The sequence below is a fragment of the Micromonospora sp. NPDC048909 genome (genome assembly GCF_040649635.1).
GTDB lineage: Bacteria > Actinomycetota > Actinomycetes > Mycobacteriales > Micromonosporaceae > Micromonospora.
Genome location: NZ_JBEZFU010000005.1, coordinates 352664 through 366600, shown reverse-complemented (window position 1 = coordinate 366600; position 13937 = coordinate 352664). Strand labels below are relative to the sequence as shown.

General features: G+C 71.0%; 11 protein-coding genes. 7 read left to right on the top strand and 4 right to left on the bottom strand.

The genetic code is table 11. The features are described 5' to 3' along the window. The first annotated feature begins 144 nt into the window (after window positions 1-144). On the top strand, window positions 145-1041 hold the full coding sequence (locus tag AB0C04_RS16610; protein ID WP_357054660.1) for an RNA polymerase sigma-70 factor: 897 nt from the start codon (window positions 145-147) through the stop codon (window positions 1039-1041). Window positions 1042-1055: 14 nt separating this feature from the next. On the opposite strand, the gene AB0C04_RS16605 is transcribed toward AB0C04_RS16610, so the two are convergent. The 3 genes from AB0C04_RS16605 to AB0C04_RS16595 all read right to left on the bottom strand — a co-directional run bounded on the left by AB0C04_RS16605 (window position 1056) and on the right by AB0C04_RS16595 (window position 3869). Further along, window positions 1056-1400, bottom strand: a complete 345-nt coding sequence (locus tag AB0C04_RS16605; protein ID WP_357054657.1) for an MmcQ/YjbR family DNA-binding protein — start codon at window positions 1398-1400, stop codon at window positions 1056-1058. A gap of 56 nt (window positions 1401-1456) precedes the next feature. Further along, window positions 1457-2959 carry a sugar ABC transporter ATP-binding protein gene (locus AB0C04_RS16600; protein WP_357054654.1) on the bottom strand — a complete coding sequence of 501 codons (1503 nt, stop codon included), beginning with the start codon at window positions 2957-2959 and terminating at the stop codon, window positions 1457-1459. Window positions 2960-3032: 73 nt separating this feature from the next. Further along, the gene (locus tag AB0C04_RS16595; RefSeq protein ID WP_357054651.1) at window positions 3033-3869 is read right to left on the bottom strand and encodes a DeoR/GlpR family DNA-binding transcription regulator; all 837 of its coding nucleotides are present in this window, start codon (window positions 3867-3869) and stop codon (window positions 3033-3035) included. A 259-nt stretch (window positions 3870-4128) separates the two neighbouring features. Between AB0C04_RS16595 and AB0C04_RS16590 the strand changes: the two genes are divergently transcribed. The 5 genes from AB0C04_RS16590 (at window position 4129) to AB0C04_RS16570 (ending at window position 11278) form a co-directional block, all read left to right on the top strand. Further along, window positions 4129-6615, top strand: a complete 2487-nt coding sequence (locus tag AB0C04_RS16590) for a LamG-like jellyroll fold domain-containing protein (RefSeq protein WP_357054649.1) — start codon at window positions 4129-4131, stop codon at window positions 6613-6615. 107 nt (window positions 6616-6722) lie between these two features. After that, entirely contained in the window at window positions 6723-7787 is a 1065-nt protein-coding gene (locus tag AB0C04_RS16585) for an ABC transporter substrate-binding protein (protein ID WP_357054646.1), read from the top strand. Next, window positions 7787-9313 (top strand): sugar ABC transporter ATP-binding protein, encoded by a 1527-nt coding sequence (locus tag AB0C04_RS16580; RefSeq protein ID WP_357054643.1) that lies wholly within the window; start codon window positions 7787-7789, stop codon window positions 9311-9313. The genes AB0C04_RS16585 and AB0C04_RS16580 overlap by 1 nt, the downstream gene beginning before the upstream one ends. Continuing rightward, complete coding sequence (locus AB0C04_RS16575) at window positions 9306-10268, top strand: ABC transporter permease (protein WP_357054640.1); 963 nt, start codon at window positions 9306-9308, stop codon at window positions 10266-10268. Before AB0C04_RS16580 ends, AB0C04_RS16575 begins: the two co-directional genes overlap by 8 nt. Next, window positions 10265-11278, top strand: a complete 1014-nt coding sequence (locus AB0C04_RS16570; protein WP_357054637.1) for an ABC transporter permease — start codon at window positions 10265-10267, stop codon at window positions 11276-11278. Before AB0C04_RS16575 ends, AB0C04_RS16570 begins: the two co-directional genes overlap by 4 nt. Before the next feature lie 190 nt (window positions 11279-11468). Here AB0C04_RS16570 and AB0C04_RS16565 read toward each other — a convergent pair whose 3' ends face one another. Then, entirely contained in the window at window positions 11469-11864 is a 396-nt protein-coding gene (locus tag AB0C04_RS16565) for a VOC family protein (RefSeq protein ID WP_357054634.1), read from the bottom strand. Window positions 11865-12568: 704 nt separating this feature from the next. On the opposite strand from AB0C04_RS16565, the gene AB0C04_RS16560 reads away from it, so the two are divergent. Continuing rightward, a complete protein-coding gene (locus AB0C04_RS16560) occupies window positions 12569-13867 on the top strand; it encodes a sugar ABC transporter substrate-binding protein (RefSeq protein ID WP_357054631.1) in 1299 nt (432 codons plus the stop codon). The last annotated feature ends 70 nt before the right edge of the window (window positions 13868-13937 follow it).

Here is a 13937-nt window from a genome sequence, read left to right as displayed (position 1 = left end):
TGCCGACCGAGCGAGTGGGTGATGATCGCCTCTTCTCCGCCGACTCGTGTCACAGGACGGCGCGGGCCGGCGTCTGGTGGGTGACACGCTCGGGAACGATGAGACGGGAGCCAGCATGGCCAGCACGCAGAGCGCGGTGGGGCTATGAGCGCGGACCGCCGCCCGGACCCCGCCACCGCGGTGTTCGTCGCCCATCGCAACCTGCTCTTCACCGTCGCCTACGAGCTGCTCGGCTCGGCGGCGGACGCGGAGGACGTCCTGCAGGAGACCTGGCTGCGCTGGGCGGGCGTCGACCTCGACGCGGTGCGGGACCAGCGTGCCTACCTGGTCCGGATCACCACCCGGCAGGCGCTCACCCGGCTGCGTACGCTCGGCCGCCGCAAGGAGACCTACGTCGGCCCCTGGTTGCCCGAGCCGCTGCTGACCGCGCCCGACGTGGCCGAGGACGTCGCGCTCGCCGACAGCGTCTCGATGGCGATGCTGCTGGTGCTGGAGACGCTCGCGCCGACCGAGCGGGCGGTGTTCGTGCTGCGCGAGGTGTTCGACCTCGGGTACGACGAGATCGCGGAAGCTGTCGACAAGAGCCCCGCCGCGGTCCGGCAGATCGCCCATCGGGCGCGGGCGCATGTCGCCGCCCGCCGCCCGCGCGACGTGGTCTCTCCGGCCGAGACGCGGGCGGCGCTCAAGGCCTTCCAGCGGGCGGTCGAGACGGGCGACCTGCAGGGCCTGCTCGACATCCTGGCGCCGGACGTGGTCGCCCTGAGCGACGGCGGCGGGGTCAAGCAGGCGGTGCCGCGGCCCGTCGTGGGGGCCGACAAGGTGGCCCGCCTGTTGGCCGCCGGCGTGGGCCGGGTCGGTGGCGAGGCGTCGCTCGAACCGGTACAGGTCAACGGCTGCCCGGCTCTGATCATGCGGCTCAACGGGGAGATCGACGGCGTCGTGGCCCTGCGCATCGACGACGGCCTCGTCACCGGGCTCTACTACGTCCGCAATCCGGAGAAGCTGTCGCGGGTGGAACGGGAGACCGCGCTGAGCCGTTGAGCCAGGGGCCTGCGTCAACCGCCCGGGACGCGCATGCGCCACGCGTCGGTGACGAGCTCCGTCAGACGCTCGACGCTCACCTGCGTCAACCGCAGCATCACCAGGGGCAGCCCGTCATAGGCGGGAGTGGTGAAGAAGACCTCGGGCTCGCCGAGGAGCAGGGCCTGCTTCTCGGCTTCGTCGCCGACGTAGAGCACGGCGATGTCGGTGCGGATGCGGCGCGCAGCGCCGGGCCTGCGTTCCGGGTAGGACCAGACGAACCCTTTGTCGGCGACCCGGAAGTCGAAGCCCGCACTGTCGATCTCGACCACGTCCGGCAGCGCCAGCGCCAGCCGACGCACATCGTCGGCGTCAGCCATCGAGGTCGCTCCAGCACACCGCCCGCTGCATCGCTACAGCCTAGTGACCGCGGTGCTCAGCTCGCCGCGAGCAGCGCCATGATGTTCTTCTCGGTGACGTCGGGGCCGGTCAGCTGCCCGGCGACGGCCCCGTCCCGCAGCACCAGGACGCGGTCACAGGAACCGACGAGCTCCTCCAGATCGGAGGAGATCAGCATCACCGCGAGCCCGTCCACCGCCAGGTCGTCGATGAGGGACCGCACCTCGGACTTGGTGCCGATGTCGATGCCCCGGGTGGGCTCGTCGAGCATCAACACCCGCGGGTGGGTGGCGAGCCAGCGGGCCAGCAGCACCTTCTGCTGGTTGCCGCCGGAGAGTTCACCGACCGGCTGGCCCGGGCTGGTCGCCTTGATCCGTAGCCGGCGCATGAAGGTGTCGACGATCCGGTCGAGGCGGGCGTCGGAGACGATGCCGGCGCGGGAGAGCCGGGGGAGCGCGGCGAGCGCGATGTTGTCGCGTACCGACAGCGAGGCGATGATGCCCTCGGTCGTTCGGTTCTGCGGCAGCAGACCGACGCCGGCGCGGACGGCGCCGGCGATCGAGCGCTGGCGCAGCCGGGCGCCGGAGACCGTCACCTGACCGGCGTCCAGCGGCATGGCGCCGGCGATCGCCTTCGCCGTCTCGCTGCGGCCGGCGCCCAGCAACCCGCTGAGGCCGACCACCTCACCCGGCCGCAGGTTGATCGACACGCCACCGAGCACGTGGCGACGGGTGAGACCGGTGGCCTGCAGGATCGGCGGGTCGGCCGGCTCGGTGGCCACGCCTCCGGGGCTGGGCGTCCCGAGCGTCACCCGGCGGCCGAGCATCAGCGACACGAGCCGCATCCGGTCGAGGCCGGCGAGCGGGCCGGTGTGCACCACGCGGCCGTCGCGCAGCACGGTCGCGCGGTCGCAGATCCGCTCGATCTCGGCGAGGCGGTGGCTGACGTAGACGATCGACCGGCCCCGGGCCCGCAGCGTGTCGAGCATGGTGAGCAGCCGGTCGACCTGCTCGTCGTCCAGACCGGCCGTGGGCTCGTCAAGCACGATCACCGACGTACCCATGGCGACCGCGCGGGCCACCGCGACCAGCTGACGGATCCCGCCGTCGAACGACTCGAGGGGCTGGCGTACGTCGATCCGCAGGCCGCAGCCGGTCATGATGTCGCTCGCCCGGGTGTTCATCGCCGCGACGCTGATCAGGCCGAGCCGGCGCGGTTCGTGGCCGAGGAACAGGTTGCGGGCGACGCTCATCTGCGGAACGAGGTTGGCCTCCTGGTGGACGGCGCCAATCCCGGCGCGCTCGGCGTCCCGGGGCGAGCCGAACCGTACCGGCGCTCCGCACAGCCGGAGTAGCCCGGCGTCCGGTGGATCGATGCCGCAGAGCACCTTGACCAGCGTCGACTTGCCGGCGCCGTTCTCACCGAGGACGGCGTGCACCTCGCCCCGGCGAAGCGTGAACGAGACGTGGTCGAGCGCGCGTGTGCCGGGGAAGTCCCGGACGACGCCGGCGGCTTCGATGACGGTGCTCGTGCCTGCCACGGTGCCTCCTCGCAGCGACCGGCGAGCCGATTGAGGCGAATGATTGCGTACGGCGGGTGGAAAGGTAAAGACGTCAGGGTCGGGCGACGTGCAGCCGGACGGCCCGGTTGGCCAGCTCGTCGAGCACGTCGTGCGGGGCGGCGTCGTCGGTCACGAGGTGGTCGATCTCGTCGGTGGGGACGGTCTGCACCATGGTGTCGACTCCGATCTTGGTGTGGTCGGCCAGTACGACGATCTCCTCGGCCGCCGCGGCGAGGGCCCGGTCGACGCTGGCCACCTGCATGTTCGGCGTGGAGACGCCACGTTCGGCGGTGAGCCCGTTGCCGGAGATGAAGGCGCGACGCACCCGCAGACCGGCGAGCGAGCGCTCGGCGGCGCTGCCGACCAGCGCGAGGATGGCGCCGCGCAGCGTGCCGCCGGTGAGGACGACCTCGACCCGCGGCGCGTTGGCGAGCGCCTGGGCCACCAGCAGGGAATTGGTCACCACGGCGAGCTCGGCGTGCCGGGTGAGCTGCTGGGCGAAGAGCTGCGTGGTGGTGCCGGCGCCGACGACGATGGCGTCCCCGTCCTCGACGAGGGAGGCCGCCAGCTCGGCGATCGCGGCCTTCTCGGTGGCGGCGAGCTGGGCCTTCTGGGCGTACGTCGGCTCGCGGGAGAGCGCGCCGGGCAGGGTGGCCAGCGCGCCGGGCAGGGTGGCGCCGCCGTGATGGCGGTTGAGCAGCCCGTCGGCTTCCAGGATCCGCAGATCACGCCGGACGGTGACCTCGGAGGACTGCACGGCCTGGGCGATGTCCCGGAGCGAGACCGCCCCGTTGGCATGCATCAGCTCGAGGATGCGTTGCCGGCGCTCGGCGGCGAACATGGTCCGCCGGCCCTCGGTCGCCGTCCGGGCGTCGTCGCCAGGTGCCACGTGGTCCTCTCCTCGTGAACGAGTCGGTCTGGTTCTGATCGTACTCGGTAGCGCCTCCGCGCCTGGTGACCGCGTTTCGGGATCGTTTCTGATCGGAACTGATCGAACAGTATTGACTTGGGATCGTGACGGTGATTGATTGTTTCTCAACGATTTCCGGCAGACCGCCACCCGACCCGACCGGTTTCCACCCGGCCCGGTGCCCGGGCGCTGCGGCCTGCCCTCTCACGCCACGCTCGTGAGAAAGGGGCCCTGAACGATGAGGAAAGCAGTCACCGCGCTGGTCGCCGCGGCCTGCGTCGTCGCCGGCGTGCCGAGCGTCGCGCACGCCGAGGCCAGCTGGCAACCGGGGACGCCACCGATCACCACCCCCTGGACCGACCAGGTGTCACCGGACAACGCGCTTCCCGAGTACCCCCGCCCGCAGCTCGTCCGTCCGAGATGGGCGAGCCTCAACGGGGTCTGGCAGTTCGCCGGGGCGCACGAGGGCGAAGCCCCGCCGATCGGAGAGCAGCTCAGCGAGCGGGTGCTCGTGCCGTACCCGATCGAGTCGGCGCTGTCGGGCATCCAGCGGCACGAGGACCGGATGTGGTACCGGCGCGCGTTCGACGTGCCGGCGAACTGGCGGGTCGGCGGCGACGAGCGGCTGCGTCTGCACTTCGGCGCCGTCGACTACGACGCCACCGTCTGGGTCAACGGCGTCCAGGTCGCCACCCACCGCGGCGGCTACGACAGCTTCAGCGTCGACGTCACCGACGTCCTGCGCGGCCGCCGCGCCCAGGAGCTGGTGGTCGGCGTCGAGGACCGCACCAACCAGACGTGGCAGCCGGTCGGCAAGCAGCGCAACGTGCCGGACCGGGGCATCTTCTACACGTCGTCGTCCGGCATCTGGCAGAGCGTCTGGATGGAGCCGGTGTCGGCGAGCCACGTCGAGCGGCTGCCGATGACGCCGGATCTCGACGACGCCAGCCTGCGGGTCACCCCCGAGGTCGCGGGCGGCAACGGTCGTACGGTGGAGGCCGTCGCGTACGCCGGCAACAAGGTCGTCGGCCGCGCGTCCGGCCCGGCCGGCACCGAGCTGCGCGTACCGGTGCCGAAACCGCGGCTCTGGTCGCCCGACTCCCCGTACCTCTATGACCTGAAGGTGCGGGTGCTGAACGGCCGGAAGGTGGTCGACCAGGTCGACTCCTACTTCGGCATGCGCGAGGTGAGCAAGGTCAGGGGCGCCGACGGCAAGCTCCACCTGGCCCTCAACGGCAAGATCCTGTTCAACATGTCCACTCTGGATCAGGGCTACTGGCCGGACGGCATCTACACGGCGCCCACCGACGAGGCGCTGCGCTTCGACATCGCCGAGACCAAGCGGCTCGGTTTCAACACGATCCGCAAGCACATCAAGGTGGAGCCCGACCGCTGGTACTACTGGGCCGACCGGCTGGGCCTGATGGTGTGGCAGGACATGCCGTCCATGCGTACCGGCGGCATCCCGCCGGTCGACGCGCAGCAGGAGTTCGAGCGGCAGCTCAAGGAGATCGTCGCCGAGCACCAGAGCTGGACCTCGATCACGGTCTGGGTGCCGTTCAACGAGGGCTGGGGCGAGTGGGAACGCACGGCCACCGGGCGGATCGCCGACGAGCTGCGCGCCCAGGATCCGAGCCGGATGGTCAACGCGCACAGCGGGGTCAACTGCTGTGACTCCAAGGGCGACTCCGGACGCGGCGACATCATCGACTTCCACCAGTACCTCGGCCCCGCCTCGCCGACGCCGAGCGGGGACCGGGTCGCCGTGGACGGCGAGCACGGCGGGCTCGGACTGGAGGTGCCCGGGCACATGTGGTTCGGCGAGGGGCACGGCTACGAGATGACGCCGGACAGCGCCACCCTCACCCGGCGCTACGTGGAGAACCAGCGTGACCTGCTGACCGTGGCCAACCGGTGTGGGCTCTCCGGCGCCGTCTACACCCAGACCACGGACGTGGAGCACGAGGTCAACGGCTTCTACACCTACGACCGCCAGATCAAGAAGATGGACTTCGACCGGGTCCGGGACATCAACCGGGCCATCGTCCGCTCGGTGGACGGCACCGGCGGGGACGCGCCGCAGCTGCCGCCGGGCACGCCCGGCCTCACCGGGGTCAGCTGGTGGCCGCTGGACGAGGGCAGCGGCACCGCCACCGACGACCGGGCCGGCGAGCACGACGGGACGCTGGTGAACGGCGCGACCTGGACGACCGGCCGCACCGGCGGCGCCGTTCAGCTCGACGGGGTGAACCAGTACGTCGACACCGGCGCCGCGATCCTCGACACCACCGGCAACTACACCGCCTCGGCCTGGGTCAAGCTGGACAGCCTCGGCGGCTTCGCCACCGCGGTGAGCCAGGACGGCACCAACCACAGCGCCTTCTTCCTGCAGTACTCGGGCGCCGACAACCGGTTCGCGTTCAGCTTCGCCGGGGTCCGGGCGCTCGCGCCGACCGCACCGGAGCCCGGCCGCTGGTATCACCTGGTCGGCGTGCGCGACGCCGCCGCCGGCACGCTGACGCTCTACGTCGACGGACAGCCCGCCGGCACGGCCAGCTCCTGCTTCGGCGAGACGTCCACCGGACCGACCGTCATCGGGCGGGCCAAGTTCAACGGCGGCCCGGTCGACTACTGGCGCGGCGCGATCGACCAGGTGCGGGTCTACGACCGCCCGCTGTCCGCCGCCGAGGTGGGCCAGCTCTACTCCTCCGGAGGGCTCCGGTGAGGCGAACCCGCCGCACCGCCGTCGCCGCGGCGGTGCTCGCCGCGGCGACGGCCGCCCCCCGCACCACCTCCCCGCGACCGACAACCCCGCCCCAGGAAGGAAACGCCATGTCCAGGACATCCAGATTGGTGGCGGTCGCGCTGGCCGCCCTCCTGACCACCGCGGCCTGCGCCAAGAGCGAGGACGGCGCAGGCACGCCGGAACCGGCCGGCAGCGCGGGCAACCAGGTCGTGCAGAGTTCGGGCGCCACCGGTCCGACCTGCACTCTGCAGAGCTTCGGCGGGCAGAAGTTCGACCTCAAGAAGGACGTGGTCGGCTTCTCGCAGTCGGAGAAGGAAGCCAACCCGTTCCGGATCGCCGAGACCAGGTCCATCAAGGACGAGGCCGCCACGCTGGGCATCGCCAACCTGCGCGTCACCAACGCGCAGTCCCAGTTCTCCAAGCAGATCTCCGACGTGCAGCAGCTCATCGCCCAGGGCGCCAAGCTGCTGGTCATCGCGCCGCTGAACTCCGATGGCTGGGAGCCGGTGCTGCGGCAGGCGGCAGAGAAGAAGATCCCGATCATCACCATCGACCGCAAGATCAACGCTCAGCCGTGCACCGACTACCTCACCTTCATCGGCTCGGACTTCTACCAGCAGGGCCAGCGGGCGGCCGACCGGATGATCGAGGCCCTCGGCGGCCAGGGCGACGTCGCCATCCTGCTCGGCGCGCCCGGCAACAACGTCACCACGGACCGGACCAAGGGCTTCAAGGACCAGATCCAGCAGAAGGCCCCAGGCATCACCATCTCCTTCGAGCAGACCGGCGAGTTCACCCGCGAGAAGGGCCAGCAGGTTACCGAGCAGCTGATCCAGTCCCGCCCCGGCACCAAGGGCATCTACGCCGAGAACGACGAGATGGCGCTCGGCGCCGTCACGGCGCTCAAGGGCGCGGGCAAGTCGCCCGGCGACGTGAAGATCGTGTCCGTGGACGGCACCCGCGCCGCCGTGCAGGGCATCGTCGACGGCTGGCTGGCCGCGGTCGTCGAGTCGAACCCGCGCTTCGGGCCGCTCGCCTTCTCCACCGCCCAGAAGTTCCTGGACGGGGAGGGGATCCCGGCCACGGTCATCATCAGCGACCGGGAGTACACGACGGCGAACGCCAAGGAGAGCCTGGGGAACGCCTACTGATGGCTACCGCGGTTCTGCAGGCCCGGGGAATCTCGAAGGGGTTCCCCGGGATCCTCGCCCTCGACGACGTGTCGTTCCGGCTCGACGCGGGGCAGGTGCACGCCCTGGTCGGCGAGAACGGCGCCGGCAAGTCCACCCTCATCAAAGTGCTCACCGGCGTCTACCGGCCGGACCGCGGGACGCTGCTGCTGCACGGCGAGCCGGTGAGCTACGACAACCCCCTCGCCGCCCAACGGGCCGGGATCTCGACCATCTACCAGGAGGTCAACCTCGTCCCGCAGATGAGCCTCGCGCAGAACCTGCTGCTCGGGCGGGAGCCCCGCAGCCGGTTCGGGGTCATCGACACGGCGCGGTTGAACGCCGAGGCTGAGCGGGTGATGACCCGGTACGGCATCCGCACCGACGTACGCCGGCCGCTTCGCTCGCTCGGCATGGGCACCCAGCAGATGGTGGCCCTGGCCCGCGCGGTCTCCGTCGAGGCCCGCGTGGTGATCATGGACGAGCCCACCTCGGCCCTGGAACCGCGGGAGGTGGACACCCTCTTCGGCGTCATCGCCGACCTGCGGTCCCAGGGCATCTCGGTGGTCTACGTGAGCCACCGCCTCGACGAGCTGTACCGGATCTGCGACCGGGTCACCGTCCTGCGTGACGGCCGGGTGGCGCACGCCGGGCCGCTCGACGAACTGCCGCGGGTGGACCTCGTCGCGCTGATGCTCGGCCGCGACCCGGCCGAGATCCGGCGGGAGGGCGCCACGAAGTTCTCCGGTGAGCACACGGCCGCTGCCGGCGACCCTCTGGTGGAAGCCCGCTCGGTGTCCCGCCGGCCCGTCCTGCACGACGTGTCCGTGCAGGTACGCCCGGGCGAGGTGGTCGGCCTGGGCGGGCTGCTCGGCGCCGGACGCAGCGAGACCGCCAAGGCGATCGCCGGGGCCCTCCCGGTCGACGGCGGCTCCGTGACCGTGGCCGGGCAGGAGGTACGGCGTGGCTCCCCGGCCGCGTCGATCCGGGCCGGCGTCAGCCTCGTCCCCGAGGACCGCAAGGCCGAGGGCATCGTGCCCACCCTGTCGGTCCGGGACAACATCGCGCTGGCCGCCCTGCCCCGACTGTCCCGCTCCGGTGTGGTGTCCGAAGCCAGGATCGACCGGCTCGTCGACAGCTTCATGCGGCGGCTGCGCATCAAGGCCGCCTCGCCGCACCAGAAGGTCTCCGAGCTGTCCGGCGGCAACCAGCAGAAGGTCCTGCTGGCCCGGTCGCTGGCCACCGGCGCGAAGGTGCTGCTGCTCGACGAGCCGACCCGCGGCATCGACGTCGGCGCCAAGGCCGAGGTGCAGGCGCTCATCGACGAGCTGGCGGCCGAGGGGCTCGGCGTGCTGCTGATCTCCTCCGACCTGGAGGAACTCGTCGAGGGCGCGGACCGGGTCGTCGTGCTGCGCGACGGCGCGGTCGCCGGCGAGCTGAGCGGTGACGAGGTGACGGAAGAAGCGATCATGGCGACGATTGCCGCGACGGGAGACACCGATGGCTGAGACCGCGGCCGCGCCGCGCGCGTGGGGCGGGCGCGTACGCCTGCTCGGGTGGCTGCAGGAGTACGGCGTGTACGCGTCGGTGCTCACGCTCCTGCTGTTCAACGTGGCGTTCACGCCGCACTTCCTGGAGGTGGCGAACTTCCGGACCCAGCTGATCCAGGTGGCGCCCATCGTGATCACCTCGCTCGGCATGGCCCTGGTGATCGGCACCGAGGGGATCGACCTCTCCGTCGGTTCGGTGATGGCCCTCGCCTCGGCGATGGTGGTGCTCTACCTCGGATACGGCGCCCCGGTCGCGATCATCGCCGCCCTGATCGCCGGCGCGGCCGTCGGCGCGGGCGGCGGTGCGCTGGTCGCGTACGTGGGGGTGCAACCCATCGTGGCGACGCTGGCGTTGCTGGTGGGCGTACGCGGCCTGGCGAACGTGCTGGTGCCGCAGCTCACCGAGTTCCGCAACCCCACGCTGATCACGCTCGGCAGCCGATCGGTGCTCGGCCTGCCGCTCGTGGTCGTCATCGCGGCGGTGCTCACCGTGCTGGTCGCGTTCCTGGTCAAGCGCACCACCTTCGGCCGCCAACTCGTGGCCGTGGGCGGCAACCGGGCCGCGAGCCGGCTGTCCGGCCTACCGGTACGGCGCATCCTGGTCACCGTCTACGTCATCTCCGGCCTGCTCGCCGCGGTGGCCGGCGTCCTCGCCACGTCGCGGCTCCAGGCCAGCGACCCCACCTCCCTGGGCCTGCTGATGGAGCTCTCCGCGATCACCGCCGTGGTGGTCGGTGGCACCCCGCTCACCGGCGGTCGGGTCCGGGTCCTCGGCACGGTGATGGGCGCCCTGCTCATCCAGCTGCTCCAGGCCACGCTCATCAAGCACAACCTGCCGCAGTCCTGGACCCAGATGGCCCAGGCGGTCATCATCCTGGCCGCCGTCTACGCCGCTCGAGGGAGGCGCGCATGACCACCACCATCGCCGACGCGGACACCGGCGCCGAGGCGCGACGCAGACCGGGCGCGCTGCGCCGCGAACGGATCGGCCACCTCCTGCAGCACCACGGCGCGCTCGTCGTGCTGGCGGTCACCGTCCTGGTCGGGGCCGCCACATTCGACTCGTTCGCCACCCCGCAGAACGCCGCGAACATCGTGGTGTCGTCGTCGTTCCTGGCCATCGTCGCGATCGGGATGACCTTCGTCATCATCAGCGGCGGCATCGACCTCTCCGTCGGCTCGTCCTTCGTGCTAGCCGGGGTGCTGGCCGCCTACGGCTCCCGGTACGGGCTGCTCGTCGCGCTGCTGCTGCCGCTCGCGGTGTGCGGTGCGATCGGGCTGATCCAGGGCCTGATCGTGGCGCGTACCGGCATGGCGCCGTTCATCGTGACCCTGGCCGGGCTGCTCGGCATGCGAGGCCTCATGCTCGCGGTCTCCGACGAGGGGGCGAACACCTACCTGGTGCGCGACGACGCCTTCAGCGCCCTGGGCCAGGCGGCCTTCCTGGGCCTCACCGTGCCGGTCTGGATCACCCTGGCTCTGGTCCTGCTGGGCGGGGTGCTGCTGCAGCGCACCGGCTTCGGGCAGAACGTGTTCGCCATCGGCGGCAGCGAGGAGGCCGCGGTGCTCATGGGCGTACCGGTGACCCGGGTCAAGGTCCTCGTCTATCTCATCTCCGGTCTGCTGGCCGGGCTGGCCGGCGCGCTCAACGCCGCCCGCCTCTCCTCCGGCGTCACGATCCTCGGCGTCGGCATGGAACTCGACGTCATCGCCGCCGTCGTGATCGGCGGCACGCTGCTCACCGGCGGCGCCGGTGGGCTCACGGGCACGATGGCGGGCGTGCTGCTGCTCGGCGTCATCCAGAGTTTGATCAACCAGATCGGGGTGCTCACCTCGTCGTTCCAACAGGTCGTCAGCGGGGCGTTCCTCGCTCTGGTGGTGGTCACCCAGCGGCTCCTGCACCGGGCGCAGCGGTTGTCGTGAGGGCGGGTCGCGGCAGGCGACGGCCTGAACCGCGTCTTCGCCGCGCACGAGCAGTGGCGCCGCAGCCGCGAACAGAACGGCTGCACCGCCACCGGCGCACCGGCCTGCCCTGCCGTCGCCTGGCCCAGCCCCGCCAGCCGTGGCAAGACCGACGGACCCACCCCTGACCACCACCAATGACAGCCAGGGTTCAGCTGGGCGTTTCGGGTGTCGTCGGGCGGGGGCAGAGGCAGAACGGATGGCCGGCCGGGTCCGCCAGGACCCGGACGTTTGCGAGGTCGGGTTGCTCGGCCAACCTCGTCGCGCCCAGTTCGACGACCCTCCGTTCGGCCTCCTCCACGTCGTCGACGCGCAGGTGCAGGTGGAACTGCATGGACGAGGCGGGGTCGGGCCAGGTCGGCGGTTGGTGGCCGGGCGCCAACTGGAACGACAGGTGCAGTGGGGCGTCCTCGCTGGGTCCGATCGAGTACCAGTCCGGGGCGGCGTACACGATCGGCCAGCCGGTGACGGCACTGTAGAAGGCCGCCAGCGCGGCCGGGTCGGGGCATTCCAGGGCGATGCCGCTGAGCTGGGCGATGCCTGCCATGCGGTGAGCCTAAGCAATTCGCCGCGCCGATCGGGGCGCGAGACGCTTCGAGCGCACCAGGAAACCGCCAGGTGGGTCGCTCGGGGCGGGAGCGGGGAGGGGCCGGCTGATGCCCGTCCCCGGTGCGGTGCGGCAGGGACGTCACGGTCCGCCGCGGTGCGGATGGCGTCCCGGGCGCTGCTCCGGTGGGCGCGTCCGTCCCGGATTTTCCCGGCCGTCATCTGGCGGAAACAATCACGCCAGCAAGTATTGACGACGGCGAGGTTAACGCTAACATCATCTGTGACTCCACTCACAATGGCCTGGGAACCCCCGCCTCGGCCTCGCGCTATCCCTGTGAGGAGCCACCGATGCCGTCGCCCGCTGTTATCGCTCACTCCGCTGACAAGGGCGGGGTGTCGACTGTGGTGCGCTGTCCGGTCGGGCCGTCGAGGCTCACGTCCCGGGCGGTGCGATGGACGGCCGCGCCGTCCACAAACGAACACACGGTTTTCACCGACCAGGCTCCGGCCGCTACCGCGAAAGCCGGCCGCCCACCGGGTCGCCCGTCGGTGGGCTTGTCCGCCCGGCCGACCGAATCTGCGGTTCGTGCTGCCCACCGGCGACAGCTCCACCTCATCGAGAACCGAAGTGACGAACACGAGATACCGGCTCGGCGGGACCGCGCAGCGGCTCCCGGTGAACGACGAACCCTAGGAGAAACCATGACAAGACCTCTGGGCAGGCGAACTGCCCTGCGGTCGTTGGCCGGAGTCCTCGTTGCGGCGCTGAGCGTCGGCGTGGCGGCGTGCAGCGGCGACGACCCGGCCGGTTCGAGTGCGGCCGAGGCCGGGCCCAATGGCGTCGACGACGGCAGTGAACTCACCCTGTGGACCCGTGCCCCGCTGGAGAAGCAGGCGAAGCTCCTCGTCGACGCCTACAACGCCAGCCACAAGAACAAGGTCCAGCTGACCGTCGTCCCCAACGACGACTACGTCGCCAAGGTCGGCGCGGCAGCGGGCTCCGGCGGCCTTCCGGACCTCTTCGCCGCCGACATCGTCTACGTGCCGAACTGGGTGAACCAGGGGCTGTTCCAGGACCTGAGCGCGAACATCGACGGCCTCAGCTTCAAGGACACCATCAACAAGGGGCACCTGTCGGCCGGCACGGTCGAGGGCAAGGCGCACGTGCTGCCCTTCGTGCTGGACCTGTCGATGATGTTCTGGAACAAGCAGCTGTTCAAGGAGGCCGGGCTGGACCCGGAGAAGGCTCCGGCGACGCTCGAGGAGTACGCCGCCGCCGCCAAGGCGGTCCAGGCGATGAAGAAGGACGGCGTCTACGGCACGGCGGCCGGTCTGAACTGCGGCGGGTGCCTGGTCTTCACCTGGTTCCCGACGGTGTGGGCCGACGGCGGTGAGGTGCTGAGCGCGGACGGCAAGGAGTCCAAGCTCGCCGACGACACCGCCCAGAAGGTCTACCGCACCTGGCAGGACCTGTGGAAGTCCGGTGCCGTGCTGCCCGCCTCGGCGGACGAGACCGGCCCTACCTGGACCGCCGCGTTCACCGAGGGCAAGGTCGGCCTGATGTTCTACCCGGCGACGTTGCTCTCGTCGACGCCGTTCGACGTCGGTGTCGCCGGCATCCCCGGCCCGAGCGGCGGGGCCTCCACGTTCGTCGGCGGGGACGGCATCGGCGTCTCGAAGGACTCCAAGAAGGCCGCCCAGGCCTGGAACTTCCTGAGCTGGATGATGTCCGAGGAGGCTCAGGTCGAGGTACTGGCGAAGAACAAGGACGTGGTGTCGCGCTCCGACCTGGCGAACAACAAGTACGCCGCCGAGGACCCGCGGCTGGTCACCATCAACGAGGTGGCCGGTAAGGGAGACACTCCCGTCGCCCTGAACTTCCAGCAGGCGTTCAACGCGCCGAGCAGTCCCTGGCTGACCCTCGTACGCAACCAGGTGCTCAACGGAAATGGCGACGTCCGGAAGGACAACGACGAGATCACCGGCGTGCTCAAGCAGTAGTCGCTGCCCGCAGGCGTATGGCGACCGACGGGTTCATCGGCCGACCTACGCCTGCGGCAGGGCCCTGCCC